This is a genomic window from Streptosporangium sp. NPDC000095 (assembly GCF_042899335.1).
In the GTDB taxonomy this organism is placed as follows: Bacteria; Actinomycetota; Actinomycetes; order Streptosporangiales; family Streptosporangiaceae; genus Streptosporangium.
Genome location: NZ_JBIAZS010000016.1, coordinates 211,902 through 231,586, shown reverse-complemented (window position 1 = coordinate 231,586; position 19,685 = coordinate 211,902). Strand labels below are relative to the sequence as shown.

General features: G+C 72.6%; 16 protein-coding genes. 5 read left to right on the top strand and 11 right to left on the bottom strand.

What is annotated here, in order from left to right; genetic code table 11:
- The 11 genes from ACFY3V_RS30875 to ACFY3V_RS30825 all read right to left on the bottom strand — a co-directional run.
- A partial coding sequence (locus ACFY3V_RS30875) for a type I polyketide synthase (RefSeq protein ID WP_389778352.1) occupies positions 1–3,526 on the bottom strand: 3,526 nt, incomplete at its 3' end.
- A gap of 133 nt (positions 3,527–3,659) precedes the next feature.
- Positions 3,660–4,424: a thioesterase II family protein gene (locus ACFY3V_RS30870; protein WP_389778350.1), complete on the bottom strand. Its 765-nt coding sequence runs from the start codon at positions 4,422–4,424 to the stop codon at positions 3,660–3,662.
- On the bottom strand, positions 4,421–5,503 hold the full coding sequence (locus ACFY3V_RS30865) for an alpha/beta fold hydrolase (protein WP_389778348.1): 1,083 nt from the start codon (positions 5,501–5,503) through the stop codon (positions 4,421–4,423). Before ACFY3V_RS30865 ends, ACFY3V_RS30870 begins: the two co-directional genes overlap by 4 nt.
- Positions 5,500–6,255, bottom strand: coding sequence for a 2-oxo acid dehydrogenase subunit E2 (locus ACFY3V_RS30860; RefSeq protein ID WP_389778346.1), 756 nt, complete (start codon positions 6,253–6,255; stop codon positions 5,500–5,502). The genes ACFY3V_RS30865 and ACFY3V_RS30860 overlap by 4 nt, the downstream gene beginning before the upstream one ends.
- Positions 6,252–6,485, bottom strand: coding sequence for an acyl carrier protein (locus ACFY3V_RS30855; RefSeq protein WP_389778344.1), 234 nt, complete (start codon positions 6,483–6,485; stop codon positions 6,252–6,254). The genes ACFY3V_RS30860 and ACFY3V_RS30855 overlap by 4 nt, the downstream gene beginning before the upstream one ends.
- Complete coding sequence (locus tag ACFY3V_RS30850; RefSeq protein ID WP_389778342.1) at positions 6,482–7,516, bottom strand: 3-oxoacyl-ACP synthase III family protein; 1,035 nt, start codon at positions 7,514–7,516, stop codon at positions 6,482–6,484. The genes ACFY3V_RS30855 and ACFY3V_RS30850 overlap by 4 nt, the downstream gene beginning before the upstream one ends.
- Before the next feature lie 218 nt (positions 7,517–7,734).
- The gene (locus tag ACFY3V_RS30845) at positions 7,735–10,023 is read right to left on the bottom strand and encodes a heavy metal translocating P-type ATPase (RefSeq protein WP_362900859.1); all 2,289 of its coding nucleotides are present in this window, start codon (positions 10,021–10,023) and stop codon (positions 7,735–7,737) included.
- A gap of 111 nt (positions 10,024–10,134) precedes the next feature.
- Entirely contained in the window at positions 10,135–10,617 is a 483-nt protein-coding gene (locus ACFY3V_RS30840; protein ID WP_362900861.1) for a CBS domain-containing protein, read from the bottom strand.
- Positions 10,617–11,483, bottom strand: coding sequence for a universal stress protein (locus tag ACFY3V_RS30835; RefSeq protein ID WP_362900863.1), 867 nt, complete (start codon positions 11,481–11,483; stop codon positions 10,617–10,619). Before ACFY3V_RS30835 ends, ACFY3V_RS30840 begins: the two co-directional genes overlap by 1 nt.
- Positions 11,484–11,614: 131 nt before the next feature.
- Complete coding sequence (locus ACFY3V_RS30830; protein ID WP_389778339.1) at positions 11,615–12,412, bottom strand: universal stress protein; 798 nt, start codon at positions 12,410–12,412, stop codon at positions 11,615–11,617.
- Between the two features lie 19 nt (positions 12,413–12,431).
- Positions 12,432–14,531: a glycosyl hydrolase family 65 protein gene (locus tag ACFY3V_RS30825; RefSeq protein ID WP_389778337.1), complete on the bottom strand. Its 2,100-nt coding sequence runs from the start codon at positions 14,529–14,531 to the stop codon at positions 12,432–12,434.
- A 382-nt stretch (positions 14,532–14,913) separates the two neighbouring features.
- Between ACFY3V_RS30825 and ACFY3V_RS30820 the strand changes: the two genes are divergently transcribed.
- The 5 genes from ACFY3V_RS30820 to ACFY3V_RS30800 all read left to right on the top strand — a co-directional run bounded on the left by ACFY3V_RS30820 (position 14,914) and on the right by ACFY3V_RS30800 (position 19,671).
- Entirely contained in the window at positions 14,914–15,600 is a 687-nt protein-coding gene (locus tag ACFY3V_RS30820; protein ID WP_362900867.1) for a CBS domain-containing protein, read from the top strand.
- Positions 15,601–15,736: 136 nt separating this feature from the next.
- Positions 15,737–16,798: a 4Fe-4S dicluster domain-containing protein gene (locus ACFY3V_RS30815; RefSeq protein WP_362900869.1), complete on the top strand. Its 1,062-nt coding sequence runs from the start codon at positions 15,737–15,739 to the stop codon at positions 16,796–16,798.
- The gene (locus tag ACFY3V_RS30810; RefSeq protein WP_362900871.1) at positions 16,786–17,604 is read left to right on the top strand and encodes an FAD/NAD(P)-binding protein; all 819 of its coding nucleotides are present in this window, start codon (positions 16,786–16,788) and stop codon (positions 17,602–17,604) included. The genes ACFY3V_RS30815 and ACFY3V_RS30810 overlap by 13 nt, the downstream gene beginning before the upstream one ends.
- Positions 17,604–18,395, top strand: coding sequence for an oxidoreductase (locus tag ACFY3V_RS30805; protein WP_389778334.1), 792 nt, complete (start codon positions 17,604–17,606; stop codon positions 18,393–18,395). Before ACFY3V_RS30810 ends, ACFY3V_RS30805 begins: the two co-directional genes overlap by 1 nt.
- The gene (locus tag ACFY3V_RS30800; protein ID WP_389778332.1) at positions 18,385–19,671 is read left to right on the top strand and encodes a Ni/Fe hydrogenase subunit alpha; all 1,287 of its coding nucleotides are present in this window, start codon (positions 18,385–18,387) and stop codon (positions 19,669–19,671) included. The genes ACFY3V_RS30805 and ACFY3V_RS30800 overlap by 11 nt, the downstream gene beginning before the upstream one ends.
- Positions 19,672–19,685 lie beyond the last annotated feature (14 nt).

Here is a 19,685-nt window from a genome sequence, read left to right as displayed (position 1 = left end):
CCAACGCCACCAACGACGACGAACACGCCGTATCCACCGTCAACGCCGGCCCCCGCAACCCCAACACATACGCGATCCGACCCGACGCCACACTGATGCTGCCTCCGGTGAGGAGGTAGCCGTCGGACGCGCCGCCGCCCTCGTGGAGGCGGGGGGTGTAGTCCGACGCGGTCGCGCCGATGAACACGCCCGTGTCGCTCTCCTTCAACGACAGCGGATCGATGCCCGCCCGCTCCAACGCCTCCCACGCCACCTGCAACAACAGACGCTGCTGCGGATCGGTCGCCAACGCCTCCCTCGGACTCATCCCGAAAAACCCGGCGTCGAACTCACCCGCACCGCTCAGGAAACCGCCCTGCCGGGTATAGGAGGTGCCGGGACGCTCGGGGTCGGGGTCGTAGAGGGCCTCCAGATCCCAGCCGCGATCGGCGGGAAACTCCCCGATCGCGTCCGTCCCCGACACCACCAGCTCCCACAAATCCTCAGGCGAGGCCACCCCACCGGGATACCGGCACCCCATCCCCACGATCACCACCGGGTCGTCGTGGTGACCGGCGATGGGGGCCGGCGCGTCCGGGGCCGTATCGGCGGTCAGGTGCCTGACCAGGGCGGCGGTGGTGGGATAGCCGAACAGGGTGGCCGCGGGCAGGTCGACCTCGAGGGCGGCACCGACCCTGTCGCGCAGCTCGACCATGCCCAGCGAGTCCAGGCCCAGGTCCTTGAAGGTGGCCTCCTGGTCGACGCGGGCCGGATCCGAGAAGCCCAGCACCGCCGCCACCTCACCGAGGACGCGGCGCCCCACGTCGGCCTTCCCGGCGGAGAGAGCGGGAGCGGCGGGGGCGGGTCCCCTGCCGGAAACCGGGACCTCGGCGACAGCCGGTTCCCCGCCGGGAACGGCGTCCAGCCAGTGGTGCTCGCGCTGGAACGGATAGGTGGGCAGGGCGAGGCGGGGGCCGCCGGGTGGGAAGACCGCGTCCCAGTCCATCGGTACACCGGCGGTGAACAGCCCGCCGACGGCGACCTCCACCTCGTCGTGCCTGCCGAGGACCGGCACGAATGCCGCTTTCCTGCCCTCCGCCTCCCGGCCGAGCCCGCTCAGGGTCGCCCCGGGTCCCGCCTCCACGAAGATCCCGGCACCCAGCTCGCGGAGCCGGGTGAGCCCGTCGGCGAACCGCACCGGTCGGCGGGCGTGCTCCACCCAGTACTCCGGATCGGTGCTCTCGACGAGCTCACCGGTCACGGTGGACACGAACGGGATGCGGGATCCGCCGAACGAGATCCCGGCGAGCACCTCCCGGAAGTCGTCGAGCACCGGGTCCATCAGCGGGGAGTGGAACGCGTGGCTCACCGGGAGCCTACGTGTGCGGTACCCCCGAGCGGTACCGAGCGCGGCGACCTCCTCCAGCGTGCGCGTCCCGCCCGCGACGACCACGGACTCCGGGCCGTTGACGGCGGCGATCACCGCGGTTCCGCCGGCCAGGGCGAGCAGCTCCGCGGCGTCCGCCTCCCCCGCGCTCACGGCGAGCATGCCGCCGCCCGCGGGCAGCGACTCCATGAGCCGGCCCCTGGCGACGATCAGTTCCGCGGCGGAGGACAGGTCGAGGATGCCCGAGACGTGTGCGGCGGCCACCTCCCCGATGGAGTGACCGGCCACGAAGGACGGCTCGACCCCCAGGGAGGCGAGCAGGCGGAAGGTCGCCACCTCGACCGCGAAGATCGCGGGCTGGGTGAAGGCGGTCCGGTCGAGCAGCCGGGCCTCGGCACTGCCAGGCTCTGCCCAGACGACGTCCTTGATCGGGCGTGACAGCCGATCGTCCAGAGCGGCGGCCACCTCGTCGAACGCCGACCGCCAGACGGGAAAGTCCCGGTGTGCCCGGCGTCCCATGCCGAGCCGCTGGCTGCCCTGCCCGGGGAACAGCACCGCGACCGGCGCGCTCCCTGCCCGTCCCGTCACGACCCCGGCCGCGGGACGGCCGTCGGCCAGCGCCTCCAGCCCGGCCGGCGCGTCACCGGTGACGGCGGCGCGCCACTCGAACGCGGTCCGTGTGGTGGCGAGGCTCCGCGGCAGCCCCGGAGGGATCTCACCGTGTTCGGCGACGAGGTCTCGCAGCCGCGCCGCCTGCTCCCTCAGCGCGGGCTCGGTCCTGGCGCTGAGCACCAGCGGGGTCCGCGGCGCGCGGACGTCCGGCTCCCGAGAAGGTCCCGGCACCGTGGGATGTCCGTGCAGCGTGGAATGTGCGTGCGGCTCGGGCGCCTCGGCCACCACGATGTGGCAGTTGGTCCCGCCCATGCCGAACGAGCTGACACCGGCGACGAGCCTCTCGTCCTCTCGGGGCCAGACGCCGCCCTGGTCGCGTACCGTCAGGCGCCAGGCGTCCAGATCGATGTCCGGGTTCGGCTCGGAGTAGTTGAGGCTCGCGGGCAGCCGGCGCTCGCTGACGCTGAGAACGGTCTTCAGCAGGCCGGCGATCCCGGCCGCGCCCTCCAGGTGGCCGATGTTGGTCTTGACGGAGCCGACGTGCAGCACGGGGCCGCCGTCCCGGGCGAGGCCGAGGGCTCTGGCCTCCACCGGGTCCCCGACCCGCGTGCCGGTGCCGTGCAGCTCGACGTACTGCACGTCGGACGGTGACACCCCGGCCGCCGCCCACGCCTTCCCGATCACCTCGGCCTGCGCCCGCGCGCTCGGCACGGTGAGCCCGTCGGTCGCGCCGTCGTTGTTGACGGCGCTCCCGAGCAGCACCGCGTAGACGCGGTCGCCGTCCTCGACCGCCGCGTCCAGCGGCTTGAGCAGCACCAGCCCGGCGCCCTCACCGCGAACGTAGCCGCCTGCCCGGCGGTCGAAGGTGTGGCAGCGCCCGTCAGGGGACAGCCCGCCGAAGCGCGCGACCGCGGCGGTGCCGGCGGGGTCCACGATGAGATTCACGCCACCGGCGAGCGCGAGCCGGCTCTCGCCGCGCCGCAGGCTCTCGACGGCCAGGTGCACGGCGACCAGCGACGACGACTGGGCGGTGTCCACCGCGATGCTCGGCCCCCGCAGGCCGAGGGCGTAGGACACCCGGTTGGCGATGATGCCCCGGGTCGTTCCCGTGAGCGTGTGACGCCCGATCGCCGAGGCGCGTGACAGCGCGGCGTACTCGTCGGCGATGGAGCCGACGAACACGCCGGTCGCGCTGTCGCGGAGCGTGGCGGGGACCAGCCCGGCGTCCTCCAGCACCTCCCAGGCCAGCTCCAGTACGAGCCGTTGCTGCGGGTCCATCGCGGCGGCCTCGCGCGGTGAGACCCCGAAGAACTCGGGATCGAACCCGGCGATGTCGTCGAGATAGCCGCCGTAGCGGAGGCCCGGATTGCCCTGGGCGAGCTCGGCCGGGACGGCGGAGAGGCCCCGATGGGCGGGGATCTCCCGAACGGCACCGCGCCCCTCGTCGAGCAACCGCCAGAAAGCGCGCGGGTCCGATGCCCCGGGGAGACGGCACGCTGCTCCGATCACTGCGATCGGCCGGGACACCCGCTGGTCGTTGCTGCTCAACTGCTGCCTCACTCTCGCTCGTGACGGCATGACGGCAGGGCCGTGCGAGGCCGTGGGTGCGGTGTCGTACCGGTGTCGTGGCGGTGTCGTGGCGGTGTCGTGGGTTTGATGTCGTGGTGGGAGGTACGCGAGCTCAGTCCCGGCCGGTGAGCGCCAGCCACACCGTCTCCGCCACGTCCCGCGACCGCGGGGTCAGGTAGAAGTGGTCCCCGGGAAAGGCCCTGAGCCGGAACCCGCCGGAGGTGTTCTCGCGCCACCGCTCCACCTCGGCGACGGCCGCGAGCGGGTCACGGTCCCCGGTCAGCGCCACGATCGGGCAGCCGACCCGCGCGCCCGGCGCCGGGACGTACGCCCGCAGCGCGCGGTAGTCGCTGCGCAGCGCGGGAAGGACGAGGTCGCGCAGGGTCTCGTCCTCCAGCACCCGCCGGGAGGTCCCGCCGAGGCGCACGACCTCCTCGATCAGGGAGCGGTCATCTCGCAGGATCCGCGGGTCGACACGGGTCAGGGCCGGGGCGCGCCCGCCGGAGACGAAGAGCAGGTCGGGTACGGCCCCGAAGCCCTTTTCGCCGAGCAGCGCGGCCTCGAAGGCCACCAGGGCGCCCATGCTGTGCCCGAAGAAGGCGAGGGGCGCGGCCGGCCGCTCCTCGACGATCACCGCGGCGATCCTGCGGGCGAGTTCCCGCAGGTCCTCGACGGCCGGTTCGCCGCGCCGGTCCAGGCGGCCCGGGTACTGGACGGCGAGCACGCGCACCGCCGGTGAGAGCTCCTGGGCCAACTGTGTGAAGAAGGCGGCCGACCCACCGGCGTGGGGGAACACCACCACGCAGGGGGCGTCGGCGTCGGCCGGGGCGAACTGCCGCAGCCAGTCGCTCCTCGCCGCCGTTCCCGTCACGGTCATCGGCCCGTCCCCTCGCGGGCCGCCTCAAGGGCGGCGCCGAGCGCCGCCGTGACCCGGGGGTCGGCGTCGGGCCGCATCTCCTGTATCGCGAGCAGGCTCCACGCCCGGGTCTCCGCCAGGTGCGACGGGGCGCCGTGCACGTCGGAGTGCTCGATCAGCCTCAGGTCGCGCACGGAGCGTTTGAGCCGCTCGGTGTCGCCAGGCGGGATTATCTCGTCCTTGGTCGCGGTCACGGTGGCGAACGGGACCTGCAGGTCGCGCAGGCTCTCGTCGTCGAGCGCCCAGTCCCGGATGCGCGCGAACACCGCCTGGGGCGGCACGCCCACCAGATGCGCCAGGGTGTCCCTGGTGATCGTCGGCACCCGCGCCTGCCAGGCGGTGTCGGTGAAGAAGTCGTGGATCGGCGTCCCGTTGCCGACCAGGCCGCGGATCCGCCGATCGCGCAGCGCGGCGGTGAGCGCCAGATGGCCGCCGAAGCTCAGCGCGAGCAGATATGTCTCGGACACCTTCGCCCGCCCGGCCAGGGCGTCCAGTATCGCGGTGAACAGCCGCCAGCCGTCCGGACCGTAGCGCAGGGGGTTCTCGCCGACGCCGGGGAGTTCGGCCACGACCCCGGCCATCCCGAAGGCCGCGATCTGCGGCAGCACCGGGGCCCACTGCTCCTTGGGGCTCACGATGCCGCCGGTCATCACCAGCAGCGGGCGCGGCTCCTCGGCGGACAGGCCCGTGGCCCACACCTTGACGGGCAGCCCATCGACCTCGACGGTGACCGCTTCGATCCCCGGCCACTCCCGCCGCCAGCGTTCGAACGCCTCGACGCAGCGCGCGAGCGCCCGCTTGCGGCCTGGGCCGTCGACGAACGGGAACCGTCCCAGGTTGTAGTACTGGCAGGCCGCCAGCGTCTCACCAGCGGCCTCCGCCTCCTCCCCCGCGCGGATCCACTCATACGACCACGAGCCCGGCTCGTCACCGCTGTCGGAGGTGATCCGCCCCATCGGGCTCGCGTAGTGGCCGGTGGGCAGGTTCTGGGAGATCGCGTGCGCCACCACGAACCGTTTGAGCTCGGCCAGGTCGTTCATTCGGCGTATCCCTCCAGCGCGTCCTTGATCTCGGTGAGTACGTCGGCGCCCTCCGCTCCGTCGATCACGCGGTGGTCGAACGCCATGGAGAGCCGCATGACCGGGGCGATCACGATCTCGCCGTCCCTGACGACCGGGCGGTCGGCGATCCGGCCGACCCCCAGGGTGATCGTGGTGCCGCCGACGGAGTGGAAACCGTCGACCGCCCGGTGGCCGAGCGAGGTGACGCTGAACGTCCCGGTGACGGCGGGGCGCCGCTCCAGCAGTCCCGCGGCCTCCCGGAACCGGTCGAGCGCCACCTGCCAGGGAAGCAGCCGCAGGGCCCGGATACCGGCGAACTCCTCTGCGGTGTCGGGATCGGCCTCGATCGCCCGGTCCAGGTGCGCCTGGACGTCGGCGAGGCTCGCGTTCTCCAGGTGGGGGATCACCGTCGCCAGCACGACCCTGCGGCCGTCCAGCGTCTTGTCGAGGGTGACCTTGGCGGCGACGGTGTCGTACGTGGCGACGACCGGGTCCAGGCGGCCCTGGATCGCCGTGTTCGCCTCGGGGTGCTTGCGCAGCACGCCCGCGGCCGCGTGCACGACGTAGGAGACCACCGAGCGGCGCTCACCCGCTCGCCGCGCCCGCTCGCGTCCCGCGACGATCGCCGTCGCGTCGATCTCGGTGTCGAGGAAGACCGGCGAGAAGTCACGGATCTGGTCGAGGAAGAACAGGGTGTGGCGGCGCTGGTCGGCGAAAGGCTGCTCGGTCAACGGTTCACCGCCTCGTAGATCGATTCGAGGTTCGATGCCTCCAGGAAGTCGGGGAGCGACAACGGCTTTCCCAGGTGCTTCTCCAGCAGGACGAGCATCGCCAGGAGCCGTACCGAATCCCAGCCGGGAAGATCGTCGAAGGCCCGCCCCAGGTTCTCCGCGCCGACGTCGAGCCCGAGCTCGTCCTGGAGCAGGTCCACGAACTCCGCCCGCGAGATCCCGGCCGTCATCGGTCACGCTCCAGCGCGAGGCCCGCTCTGATCCACTTGCTCGACTCGATCGCCACCGCGACCGCGCGCGACGGTGTCGCCATCTCCGGCAGCAGGCGGTCGAGCTGGAAGAACAGCAGGGCGTTGCCGTTGTTGCCGGTCTCGCCGACGCAGGAGATCTCCTTGGCCGACGAGAAGTCCAGCCGCTTGGCGATCTTGTCGGTCATGGTGACGGACAGCTGGGGAGGCAGCAGATAGTCGACCTGGTCCCGCTCCCAGCCGAGGTCGTCCAGGAGTTCTTCGGCGACCTCCTCGGCCAGGACGGGCACGAGCTTCTCGATGGCCTTGTAGTCCTCACTCGCCGGCGCCTCGGCGGTGTCGCGGTCCGCCAGGCCGTACCACCGCAGGGTCTGGCCGGGGGCGCGGTCCAGGCCCGACAGCCTGGTGAGCACAGAGCGGACCACCAGCGCCCGGGGGTGGTCCTCGGTGCTGAGCACCGCGGCTCCGGCTCCGTCACCGAACAGCAGGTAGTTGACGACCTCGTCGGGCGGCAACGCGGCCAGGTCGGCCTTGAGGTCGTAGTGCTTGGCGATGACGTCCCCGCCGATCACCAGCGCGGTCCGGTACCGGCCGGTGCCCAGCAGCGCGGCCGCCACGTCGAAGGTCTGCACGGCCCCCGAGCAGCCCGACTGGAGCTGGAAGGTCGGCACGCCGTCGATACGCAGCCGGTCGGCGATCACGTTCACGGTGGTCGGCATCAGCGTGTCCGGGGTGGCGGTACCGAGCACCACCACGTCGATCTCCGCGGCGGAGATCCCCGCTCGGTCGAGGGCCTGAACCGCCGCGCGCTCGCCGAGATCGGCCAGGTCGTGGTGGCGCTCGCCCGATTTCAGGTCGATCGCGAGGTGCCGGGTCCGTGTGCCGATGAAGGTGTCGACCCACTGCCGCCAGAGGTCGTCCATCCCGAAGCGCTCGGCCAGTGCGGCGGTGTCGACGGGGGGCCCGGGAAGGGCCGTCCCCACGGACAGAACTCGTATCGGGCTTTCCCCCATGCTGCTCCTCCATCGAGCCGTGTCCGCGTCACGCGTGTCGTCGCCAAGCGGTCCGGTACTCCCGAGGTGGCGTCGCGGATCCCACGTCGGCCTTCCTCGTCGGAACGCTAATGACGCCTGCTAAAGCAGCACTAAGCGAGTGATGAACCGCCCCGCCGGACGGAGACGCCTGACGGAGGCGCCGGACGATGGACGCCTGCGCTCGGTCGCGATCGGCGTCACAGGGAGGCCAGGGAGAAGTAGGCCTCCTCCTCCTGGTCGAAGTGCAGCAGGAGGACCGCGTGCAGGCCGTACAGGCAGGCGCACAGGTCGTCGAGTTGCTCGGGGCGCACCCCGCCGTCCTCGGCGATGGCGAGGTGACGCCCCAGCCGGCGCACGAGCCGTTCGATCTCCGCGTGTGCCCTGCTCATGGTCATCGTGGCCTCGGGTCCGCCGAGAACGCGTCCCATCGCCGGGTAGAGCCGTCGTTCCTCGGCCCGTTCGTGCGGGAGCAGGCGTTCGGTGAGGAAGGTGTGGACCTCCCGCAGCCGGCCGAGGGCCTCCATCGGGGAGGTGCCGGCCAGCTCGTCGGCGGTCTCCCGGATCAGTTCCAGAGGCGGCCGCAGCGAGGAGTGCTCCATCTTGAAGCGGCGCAGCAGGGACTCGGTGCCTGCGTCGACCACCGTGCGGGTTCCCCGGGCGGGACGCAGTGCCCGCAGCGCGTTGAGGATCACCGCCACGTCGATGACCTCCTGGAGCAGGGCACCGGAGGCGGGTGGCAGCGCTCCGGCCGCCGCCACGGCCATGGCCAGCAACGAGAGGGCCATCCCCGCGCTCGCGCTCTGCACGGCGATGCGGCGGGAGCGACGGGCGACGTCCATGGCGTCGGCGAGCCGGTCCAGGCGGTCGGCGGTGAGCACCACGTCGGCCGCCTGGGTGGAGGCGGCCGAGCCGCGGGCGCCCATCGCGACCCCGATGTCGGCGGCGGCCAGGGCGGGGGCGTCGTTGACGCCGTCGCCCACCATCACGCTCACCGCCCTGGCCGTCTCCTGCCGTACGGCCCGCACCTTGGCCTCGGGGCTCTGCTCGGCCAGTACCCGGTCGACGCCGAGCACCGTGCCCACGCTCTCGGCGACCTCGGCCCGGTCCCCGGTGAGCATGATCACCCGCTCGATGCCGGCGGTGCGCAGCCGCCGCAGGGTCCGTGCCGCGTCCGCCCGTACGGCGTCGCGGAGCAGGATCACGCCCGCCGTCTCGCCGTCCACGGTCACCCAGACCGTGATGGCCCCGTCCAGTGCGGCCCGCGCCCGCTGGGCCCGCTCCCACCCCGGGGAGTCCGCGGCAGGGGATGCCGTCGCCTTGCCGACCGCTGTCCGGCGGCCCTCCACCACTCCTTCGGTACCGATTCCGGGCCGCTCCAGAACCTCGGTCGGCCTCGGAAGCTCGGCCCGGTGGGTGCGGGCGGCCTCGACGATCGCGGCGGCCAGGACGTGGGAGGACATCTGATCCACCGCCGCCGCCCAGCGCAGCACGTCGTCGGCGCGGACGCCGGGCGCGGCCACGACGTCGACGACCTGGGGGCGTCCCGCGGTGAGCGTTCCGGTCTTGTCCACGATGAGGGTGCGGGCCTGTCCCAGCCTTTCCAGCGCAGCCCCGCCCTTCACCACCACGCCGTGCCGCGCCGTACGCGACAGTCCTGAGGCGATGGCCGCCGGTGCGGCGAGCAGCAGCGGGCAGGGGGTGGCCACGACCAGTACGGCCACAGCCCGTACCGGCTGGCCGGACAGCAGCCAGGCGGCTCCCGCCAGCAGGAGCGTGAGGGGCAGGAACCAGGCGGCGAACCGGTCGGCGAGCCGTACGACGGGGGCGCTGTCGGCCTGCGCCTGCCGGGCCAGCCGCACCACCCCCGCGTAGGTGCTCTCGGCCGCGCTGCGGCTTGCCCACAGGTCGAAGGCGGGGCCGGCGTTCACGACGCCGCTGCGCGCACTCTCCCCCGTGGCGCGCCTCACCGGGACCGACTCTCCCGTCAGAGCCGACTCGTCCAGCAGTGCCGCGTCCTTCGCGATCACGCCGTCGACGGGGACCGTCTCACCGTGCGGGATCAGCAGCAGGTCGCCGGGCCGCACCTGATCGACCTCCACGAGGGCGGCCACCCCGTCCCGGTAGCGCCGGGCCGATTGGGGCGCTCGTTCGTACAGCGCGGTCAGGTCCCGGCGGGCCCGGCGTGAGGCGTAGTCCTCCAGTGCCCTGCCGGTGGCGAGCATCACGCCGATCAGGGCTCCGGCGAGATACTCCCGCACGGCGAGCGCTCCGGCCAGGGCGAGTACGGCGATGGCGTCCACGCCCAGTCGGCCGCCACGCAGCGCCGCCACCACCCATCCCGCCGCGGGCACCAGGGCGACGCAGGTGACCGCCGCCCACAGCAGATCACCGGCGGCGCCCGCGCCGGCGAGGTGAAGTACGGCTCCGGCCAGGAGCCCGCACGCGGTCACCGCGAGGAAGACGACCATGCCAAGGCGTCTCGTCATCCGCGCCTCCCGCGGGTAGCCGTCCCGGCCCGGGGACGGAGGTCTGCTTCGGTCAGGGCTCCGGGACCGCGGACGGACGTCGGCGACGGGAGCCGATGCGCGGCGTCCGGCTCATCCCGCGGGGACCTGGGACGGCAGCACCGGGACCAGGCGGAACATCCCCGTCATCAGCTCCGGCGGCTCCGGTTGCTCGGTGACGCGGCCGGCCACGGCTCGCAGCACGTCGGTGGCGGTCATCATCCCCACCAGCCGGTGGTTTCTCCCCATGACCCCGATCGCGTCGACGCCGGCGTCGATCATCGCGGCGGCGGCGTCGGTCAGAGGCGTGTCGGGTGTGGTGTGCGGCCGGCGTCGGTCGGCCAGCAACGCGTGAACCGGCACGCGTGACTGTTCGATCGGGCCGCCGGACCAGTGGGCGGTGAGGTCCTCCCGGGTCAGGATCCCGCGCAGGCGGCCGTGCCCGTCGACGACCGGCAGGTGGTGGACCCCCGCTCGCTGCATGATCTCCCAGGCCATGAGCGGGGACTCCCCGAGGTCGACGGCGACCAGCGTCCGGCTCATCACCTGCGCCACCGTGAGGTTACCGGTGTCCATCACGCCTCCCCTCGGGCCTGGACGACGGCGACGGGGCAGCGGGCGTGGTGCAGGACTCCGTGACTGACCGAGCCCAGCAGGGCCGAACCGGCCCTGCCCAGTCCACGGGAACCGACGACGACCAGGTCGGCGGTGGCCGAGGCCTCGCAGATGACGCCGACCGGATGCCCGCAGACGAGTGTCTGTTCGACCTCGACCCGCGGGTACTTCTCCCGCCAGGCGGTGAGCGTGTCCGTGCAGAGGTTCTGTTGGGCGGCGAGGATGTCCTCGACCAGCGGGGTGTAGACGAGGGCGCCCGGTCCCACCACGGGCATCTGCCAGGTGTGGATCGCCCGCAGCCCGGCGCCGCGGCGGGCGGCCTCCTCGAAGGCGTACTCCAGCGCCACCGCCGAGTGGTCGGAGCCGTCGAAGCCCACGACGATGCGGCCGTAGGTCCGCTCGGGGACGTCCCTGACGACCACGACGGGGGCGGCGGCATGCCCGGCCAGGGCCAGCGAGACCGATCCGAGCAGCAGCCCGGTGAATCCGCCCAGCCCTCGGCTGCCCAGCACGACCTGCTCGGCGTCCTCGGCCTCCCGCCGCAGGACCTCGATCACCGGGCCCGTCCCCAGCAGGGTGTCCACCTCCAGGTGCGGGGCGCGCTCCCGGGCGAGTGCGGCCGCGCGTTCCAGCGTCTGGAGGCCGTACTCGGCGACGGAGTCACGAAAACCCGGAGGGGTCTGCAGCGGGATGTCGCCGGGCCACGCCTCGCACGCATAAACGATCTTCAAGGCGCATCCGCGCCGGACCGCGTCGTCGGCGGCCCATTCGACCGCGACGTCCGAGGGAGATGAGCCGTCCACGCCCACCACTGTGTGCGCTGCCATGTCGACCTCCTTGGGTTCTGCTTCCATTCGACCGGCCGGCGGCGTTTTGCGCAGTGGGCCAAAGGCCCGTCCGTCAGGGACTTCCGACCCGCCGCGCGAAACGTCGCCGGCCCGTCGGCCCGCGGGTCCGATCATCGGGCCGGCCGCTCTCGCCCCCCGCTTTCGCCGGACGAGGTCTCCTCGTGCCGGGCCACCGGGATCAGCATCACCGGGACGCGGGCGCCGGCCAGGGTTTCGCGTACGGTCCGCGCCCTTCCCTCGTCGAGGTGCTGTGACCATCCCAGCGCGATGAGATCCACGTGTTCGGCCGCCGCCACGCTCACCACCTGCTCTCCGGCGACTCCGCTGCGCAGTTCCAGGCGCACCCCGGGACACGCGCAGTGACGGGCCAGGAACTCCTGCTCCCACGCCTGCCTGGCGTGTGCGGCCTGATCCCAGAAGCGGGGAACGGTCACCTCGTCGAAGACGTGCAGGACCACCAGATCGACGCCGGTACGGGTGAACAGCCGCGCGGTCTCGATGACGGCCGCCGCCGCCTCGAAGGATCCGTCCAGCGGCAGGAGCACCCGGGAGATGACGTGGTGAGGCGCCACCGGCGTCCCTCGCGTCACAGGCGTCACCGAAGGCACCGAAGAGGGAGGCAGCAGGACGACCGGTTTGGTGCAGCGGCGTACGACCCACCAGGACATGACCCCGGGCGGGGCGCCGTCGGCGAGGACGCCGAGAAGCGTGCTCGTCCGCTCCAGTTCGCGGAGCACCGTCGTCGCGGTCTCCCGTGCCCCGGAGCCGGGGGCGAGGTGGATCTCTCGAATGCCCGTGCGGAGAATTTCCGCCACCGCCCGGGCGACGCCGGTCACGGCCGCGGCCTCATCCTCGTCGCCGCCGTCGTCGACCACGGCCAGCACGTCCGCCATGTTCACTTTGTCCACTCCTCTCCCTTTTCCGGTGTCATCGGCCCAGCGGCAGGCGGGCGGAGCCGATCACCTCCCGTGGGTCGCCCGCGCCCAGCCGCACCCGCAGCGCCCCGTCGGTCCGCATGTAGACCGCCTCCGGGGTGATGTCCAGCCGCACCCGGCGGCCCAGGCACCGAAATCGCACGCCCAGGCTTCCCCACGACGCGGGAAGCCGGGGATCCAGGCACAGGATCCCTCCGCGTACCCTCGCTCCCGCGAAGCCGGTGAGCAGCGCCTGCCACACGCCCCCGAACGTGGCCATGTGCAGGCCGGTGGCCGTGGTCCCGGTGAGGTCGTCCAGATCCAGGACCAGCGCGGTGCGCAGCAGGCCGAGCGCCTCCTCCGGGCGGCCCGCTCTGGCCAGCAGGCAGGCGGTGATCGCCGGTGAGAGCGACGAGCCATGGGCGGTACGGGGACCGTAGAAGTCGAGGTTCGCCTCCAGCGAGCCCGCCTCGGCCTCCTCGGGCACCAGGTGGTGGAGCATGAGGACATCGGGCTGTTTGATGATCTGGGTGGCGGCGAGCCGTTCGTGACCGAGCAGCAGGTCGGCGGCGACCGGCGGGACGGCGATTCCCTCCATCGTGAGCGGCTCCAGCCGGAAATATCCAGCGAACTGCTCATATCTTCCCGAGGTGGGATCGTAGCCGTCCACCAGGCGGTCGGCGAGCGCGCGCCACCGGCGGCCCTCCTCGCAGCCCGGGGCGACGAGATCGGCCGCCTGCCGCAGGTTCCACCGGGCCATCACGTTGGTGAACGCGTTGTCCGTCACCGCCTCGTGGTACTCGTCCGGCCCGATCACCTCCCCGATGTGGGCCCGCCCCTCCCCGTCCACCCGGCAGCGCGACGCCCAGTAGCGGGCGGTCTCGATCACGAGAGGGCGCGCGGGTCCGGTCAGGAAAGCGCCGTCACCGCTCCAGCGCGCGTAGTGGGCGGCGGCCCAGGCGACGTCGGCGGTGATGTGCTCCTCCATCCGCCCGGTGAGGATGGCGAAGGGCTCGCCGCCCAGACACCCTCGGGCGGGGGTCACCTCCTCTCCGGTGGCGGCGGACTCCCAGGGAAAGCGCGCGCCGGAAAGGCCCAGGGCCGCGGCGCGGGCCCGCGCCGCGGCCAGGCGGCGGATCCGGTAGACGACCATCGCCCTGGCCGCGGCCGGATGAATGCTCACCAGGGCGGGCAGGACGAACACGTCGGCGTCCCAGAAGACATGACCGGCGTAGCCGCCACCGGACAGCCCTCGCGCGCCGACGGCCAGTTCCTCACCGCGCCCGGCGACGCTCCACAGGTGGAACAGCGCGAACCGGACGGCGAGCTGCGCCTGGGGATCATCGGGGATGCGGACGTCCACGGCCTCCCAGCGTGCCGCCCACGCCGCCCGCTGCTCGGCGAGCAGCCGGTCGAAGCCGAGCTCTCTGGCCGCCTCCAGCGCCGCGACGGCGTCGCGCGGCACCGGCCGGCGAGCGGGGTCGGCCGTGTAGGCGACGATCCGCTCCAGGGTGCGTACCTCGCCGTCGCGGCCCGTACGCTGCGTCGCCACGGCGGCCATACCCGCGTGGTCGGCGGTGACGCGCGACCAGGTGTGGCCGTCGAGCCGGCCCTCGGTGACCTGGCCCTCCGAGGGCGATCGCAGGGCGGGCCCCGCCCGCAGCCGCCCGGCGCCCGCCTCGGCGCGCATCGCCACCACCCCCGGCCGGCTCACGCACGCGAACCGCAGCGTCCGTACCGGACAGGTGTGGCCGATCTCCTCCCGGACCAGCACGCCGGCGCGCAGGTCGAGCACGCGCAGGTCCTCCTCGGGAGGCGGGCGCAGGACGAGCCCGGTCCACTGAGGACCCGGCAGCAGGTGCTGCCCCGATCCGGTCCCGGTGTAGATCCCCTCGGCGAGCACCAGCGGAACCGATCCGGGAGCGGACTCCTCCACCGATCCCCGGGTGGCGAAACCTCCGGCGCCGAGGGTGAAGAGCGTCTCGGTCACCCGGTGCCGCGACGGATCGGTGCCCGTCTCGCGGATCGTCCACGCAGGATCGTCGTCCACCCGGGGAACCCGCCCGTCGCGAGCCCCGTGCGGCATCTCGGTGGCGCACCGGTCGAACGCCACCGCCTCGAAGGTACGATCACGCCGTCGGCGGTCCGGGTCGTCCATCGGCCCCCATATCGCCTCGCGCCGGCGCCGGGAGCGGCGACGGCGGCCCCCACAGGCTCTCGCGCTCCCCTCCGTCGCGGCAGAGCCTTCCGCCCCGGCCGGAAAGGACTTTCGTCCCGGCAAGACTCGCCGTCGGCGGGTGTCCGATCCTCTCCCCGGGCTTCCTGGGGAGAGACCTCAGGTCTCAGGCCCCTGGCCAGGCGTCCCGCCGGTGACTCGGGCCGTCCGGCCACGCCGTGAAGGACTTTCGGCTCTGCTCACGAGCCCCAGGCACTCCATAACGTGGAAATTTAGAAATATGCGGGGGTTTGTCATGAAAATGACTGTTCAGGATGTCATGAGCACCGGAGTCATCACAGTGCGGGAGAACACCGCGTTCCGCGAGGTCGCCGAGATCCTCATCGCCACCGACGTCGGCGGGGTACCGGTGGTGGACGAGGACGACCGCGTACTCGGCGTCGTCTCCGAGGCCGACCTGCTGCGCAAGGAGGAGTTCAAACAGCGTTACCACTGCGAGCACTACCGGCCGCCGCTTCGCGCGTGGCTGCGTCACCGCATGAGCGGCGAGAGCGGCCTGCGGAGGAAGGCCGCGGGTGAGACCGCCGGCGAGCTGATGAGCCGCCCCGCCGTCGTCATCACCGCCGACTCCCCCGTGCTGCTCGCCGCTCGCGTGATGGACCTGCACGGGGTGAGACGACTGCCGGTCGTACGCGCCGACGGCAGGCTGGCCGGCATCGTCAGCCGCCGGGACCTGATCAAGGTCTTCGTCCGCAGCGACGACGAGATCGGGCGCCGCATCCGCGAGGACCTCGTCGTCCACGAGCTGGGCATGGATCCCACGGGCGTCGGGATCGAGGTCCGAGGCGGCCTCGTGCGGCTCTCCGGCCAGGTGGACGAGCACAGCCAGGCCGTCACCCTCGCGCAGAAGGCACGAAACCTCGACGGGGTCGTCAAGGTGACCGACGAGCTCACCTGGCGCCAGGACGACGTCGTACCCCTCTCGATCATCTGGGGCGGGGCCTGAGCCGCCGCGCCATCCGCCGATCGCGAGGTTCGCGAACCGGCGCCTCACCGTACGGCGATTCCCGCCAGGACGTGGAGCCCTCGTACGGCAGCATGACAACAGCGGGGACCGGGGGGAACGGCTCATGAGCACCGTTGTGACAGATTCGTTGGAAGCACTCATCGCCGAGCTGCGCTCGCGCGACTTCACCGTGGTCGGTCCCACGGCACGGGACGGAGCCATCCGGTTCGCCGAACTCTCCTGCGCCGCGCAGCTGCCCGCCGGGCGCGGCGACGAGCAGCGCCCCGGCCACTACCGGCTCACCGAGCGGGACGACGAGCTGGTGTTCGGCTTCGCCGCGAGCCCCGACTCGGCCAAACGCTACACCCAGCCGCCCCGGCAGAGACTGTCTCGGACGTACGGCGAGACGATGGAGGAGATCGAGGAACCGGCGCCCCGGATCGCCCTGCTGGGCGTACGCTCCTGCGACCTGGCCGCGATAGCGGTCCAGGACCGGGTCTTCCTCGGCGGCAGGCACCCCGATCCGGCCTACCGCAGGCGTCGTGAGGCGCTGTTCCTGGTCGCGGTGAACTGCGCGGTGCCCGGCGGCACCTGTTTCTGCGTCTCCATGGGCACCGGACCGAAGGCCACCGGCGGGTTCGACCTGGCGCTCACCGAGCTGAGCGGCCCGCACCGGTTCCTGGTCGAGACGGGAAGCGAGCAGGGCTCGCAGATCGCCGCGGCGCTCCCGCACCGGCCCTGCACCGACGACGACCTCGCCGCGGCGGCGGAGGTCTCACGGCTGGCCGCCACCCGGATGGGCCGTCAGGTGGACACCACGGACATCCAGCAGCGCCTGGCCGCGGCCCACGACTCACCGCGCTGGGCCGAGGTCGCCTCCCGCTGCCTGGCCTGCACCAACTGCACGATGGCCTGCCCCACCTGCTTCTGCACCACGGTCGAGGACTCCACCGACCTCACCGGCACCGTCGCGGAGCGGACGGAACTGTGGGACTCCTGCTTCACCCTGGACTTCTCCGAGGTCGGCGGATCCCCCGTACGCGCCTCGGGACCGGCCCGCTACCGGCAGTGGCTGACGCACAAGTTCTCCACCTGGTACGACCAGTTCGGCATGTCCGGTTGTGTGGGCTGCGGCAGGTGCATCACCTGGTGCCCGACCGGTATCGACGTCACCGAGGAGCTGGGATGCATCCTATGACGCCGGTGCCCTACCGCGTCCGGTCGCGCCGCCCGGACCGGGCCGACACGGTGACCTTGACGCTGAGGCCGGTCCAGGGCGACTGCCTGCCGTTCCTGCCCGGCCAGTTCACCATGCTGTACGCCCCCGGGGTCGGGGAGATACCGATCTCGATCAGCGGCCGCGCCCGCTCCGGCGGATACGTGCAGACGATCCGCGCGGTGGGCGCGGTCAGCGCGGCGCTGTGCCGGATGCGCCCCGGTGACGTCGTGGGGGTCCGCGGCCCGTACGGCACGTCGTGGGACCTGCCGGCGGCGGCCGGGCTGGACGTGGTCGTGGCGGCCGGCGGCCTCGGCCTCGCCCCGCTGAGACCGGTGATCCGCGAGCTGGCCGCCCACGGTTCCCGGTACGGGCGGGTCAGCCTGATCGTCGGCACCCGCACCCCCGCCACCCTGATGTATCCCGGTGAGCTGGCCCGCTGGCGGGACGAGCACGACATCGACGTCAAGATCATCGTGGATCATCCCGACCACGCCTGGAAGGGGCCGGTGGGACTGGTCACCCGGCTGATCGACCGGATCGTCTTCGAGCCTCGCCGCACCTTCGCCTTCGTGTGCGGCCCCGAACTCATGATGCGCGAGACCGCGGATCGGCTGGTACGGCGGGGGGTGCCCGCCGGGCGGGTGGCGTTGTCGGTGGAACGCGACATGAAGTGCGGGGTCGGCCGCTGCGGTCACTGCCAGCTCGGCCCGCTGCTCACCTGCCTGGACGGCCCCGTACTGAGCTACGAGCGGGCGGCCGGGCTGCTCGCGGTGCCGGAGCTGTGATGGCCGGGCCCGCGCCCCGGCGCCCGCGGCTGGCGGTGTGGAAGTTCGCCTCCTGCGACGGCTGCCAGCTCACCTTGCTGGACTGCGAGGACGAGCTGCTCTCGGTCGCCGCCGAGCTGGACATCGCCTATTTCCTGGAGGCCTCGAGCGCGATGGGGCGCGGACCGTACGACCTGTCGCTCGTCGAGGGGTCGATCACCACCCCGGACGATCTTCGCCGGATCCGGCACGTACGCCGCGTCTCCAAGCGCCTGGTGACGATCGGCGCCTGCGCGACGGCGGGAGGCATCCAGGCGCTGCGCGACTTCGCCGACGTCGAGGAGTTCCTCTCCGTCGTCTACGCCCGGCCCGACTACATCGCCACACTGGAGCGTTCCACCGCGATCTCCGCCCACGTGCCGGTGGACTTCGAACTGCGCGGCTGCCCCATCGACAAGCGGCAGCTGCTGGAGGTCATCTCGGCGTTCCTGGCCGAGCGCCGCCCCTTCGTGCCCGGCCACAGCGTCTGCGTCGAGTGCAAGGCCCGGGGCAACATCTGCGTCCTGGTCGCCCACGGCACCCCCTGCCTGGGCCCGGTCACCCAGGCCGGGTGCGGAGCGCTCTGCCCTGCGTTCAACCGGGGCTGTTACGGCTGCTTCGGCCCGATGGAGAGCCCCAACGCCCGGGCGCTCAACGCGCGGCTGCGAGAGCTCGGTATGAGCACCCCCGAGCTGGTGCGCGTCTACCGGACGTTCAACGCCACCGAGGAACCATTCCTCCAGGCAGCCGAGGAGGCCGTCGATGACGCATAGGTCGCTCAGGATCAGCGGGCTGGCCCGGGTGGAAGGCGAGGGCTCGCTGCTGGTGCGCGCCCGCGACGGCCGCGTCACCGACGTGGAGCTGAACATCTACGAGCCGCCCCGCTTCTTCGAGGCCCTGCTGCGCGGAAGGGCGCACACCGAACCTCCCGACATCACCGCCCGCATCTGCGGCATCTGCCCGGTGGCCTACCAGATGAGCGCCTGCCAGGCGATCGAGGCGGCCTGCGGGGCGGAGGTGGCCGGGCCGCTGCGGGACCTGCGGCTGCTGATGTACTACGGCGAGTGGATCGAGTCGCACACCCTGCACATCTACCTGCTGCACGCCCCCGACTTCCTCGGCTACGACAGCGGGGTGGCGATGGCGGCCGACCACCGCCACGCCGTGGAGCGAGGGCTCGCGCTGAAGAAGACCGGCAACGAACTGGTCGCCGTCCTCGGGGGCCGGGCCATCCATCCGGTCAACGTGCGGGTGGGCGGCTTCTACCGGGTGCCCGCCCGCGCCGAGCTCGCACCGCTCGCCGAACGGCTGCGCCGGGCCCGCGACGCGGCGCTGGAGACGGTGGGCTGGGTGGCCGGCTTCGACTTTCCCGACGTGGAGCACGACTACCGCTTCCTGGCCCTGCGCCATCCGGCCGAGTACGCCATCCTGTCCGGCTCGGTCGCGGTGAGCGACGGCACCGAGTTCGCGGCGGCCGACTGGCCCGCCCACGTCGTGGAGGAGCAGGTGCCGCACTCCACCGCCCTGCACGCGCGGCTCGACGGGGACACCGGCTACCTGGTGGGCGCCCTGGCCCGATACGCCCTCAACGCCCACCTGCTCTCCCCCCTGGCCCGCTCGGCCGCCTCCGACGCCGGGCTCGGCCCCGTCTGCCGCAACCCTTTCCGCAGCATCGTGGTCCGCGCGGTGGAGGTCCTGCACGCCTGCGAGGAGGCACTGCGGATCATCGAGGACTACACCGAACCGGACGCGCCGGCCATCGCGGTCGAGCCACGTCCGGGGGTCGGGAACGGCGTCTCCGAGGCCCCGCGCGGCACGCTCTACCACCGCTACCGGATCGACGGCGCCGGGCTGATCACCGAGGCCGACATCGTGCCTCCGACCTCGCAGAACCAGGCCCGCATCGAGATGGATCTGCGTCATCTCATCGAGCCACGCCTCGGCCTGCCACAGCAGGAGTTGTCGGCGCTGTGTGAGCGCGCGGTACGCAACCACGACCCGTGCATCTCCTGCTCGACCCACTTCCTGCGCCTTCACCTGGACCGGTGAGGCCGGTCCGCACC

What these genes read in the sequence shown, in the direction of transcription:
- ACFY3V_RS30845 (WP_362900859.1), bottom strand. Translation starts at nt 10,023, where the DNA reads ATGACGAGACGCCTTGGCATGGTCGTCTTCCTCGCGGTGACCGCGTGC.
- ACFY3V_RS30820 (WP_362900867.1), top strand. Translation starts at nt 14,914, where the DNA reads ATGAGCACCGGAGTCATCACAGTGCGGGAGAACACCGCGTTCCGCGAG.
- ACFY3V_RS30850 (WP_389778342.1), bottom strand. Translation starts at nt 7,516, where the DNA reads ATGGGGGAAAGCCCGATACGAGTTCTGTCCGTGGGGACGGCCCTTCCC.
- ACFY3V_RS30810 (WP_362900871.1), top strand. Translation starts at nt 16,786, where the DNA reads ATGCATCCTATGACGCCGGTGCCCTACCGCGTCCGGTCGCGCCGCCCG.
- ACFY3V_RS30840 (WP_362900861.1), bottom strand. Translation starts at nt 10,617, where the DNA reads ATGGACACCGGTAACCTCACGGTGGCGCAGGTGATGAGCCGGACGCTG.
- ACFY3V_RS30870 (WP_389778350.1), bottom strand. Translation starts at nt 4,424, where the DNA reads ATGACCGTGACGGGAACGGCGGCGAGGAGCGACTGGCTGCGGCAGTTC.
- ACFY3V_RS30835 (WP_362900863.1), bottom strand. Translation starts at nt 11,483, where the DNA reads ATGGCAGCGCACACAGTGGTGGGCGTGGACGGCTCATCTCCCTCGGAC.
- ACFY3V_RS30800 (WP_389778332.1), top strand. Translation starts at nt 18,385, where the DNA reads ATGACGCATAGGTCGCTCAGGATCAGCGGGCTGGCCCGGGTGGAAGGC.
- ACFY3V_RS30805 (WP_389778334.1), top strand. Translation starts at nt 17,604, where the DNA reads ATGGCCGGGCCCGCGCCCCGGCGCCCGCGGCTGGCGGTGTGGAAGTTC.
- ACFY3V_RS30855 (WP_389778344.1), bottom strand. Translation starts at nt 6,485, where the DNA reads ATGACGGCCGGGATCTCGCGGGCGGAGTTCGTGGACCTGCTCCAGGAC.
- ACFY3V_RS30865 (WP_389778348.1), bottom strand. Translation starts at nt 5,503, where the DNA reads ATGAACGACCTGGCCGAGCTCAAACGGTTCGTGGTGGCGCACGCGATC.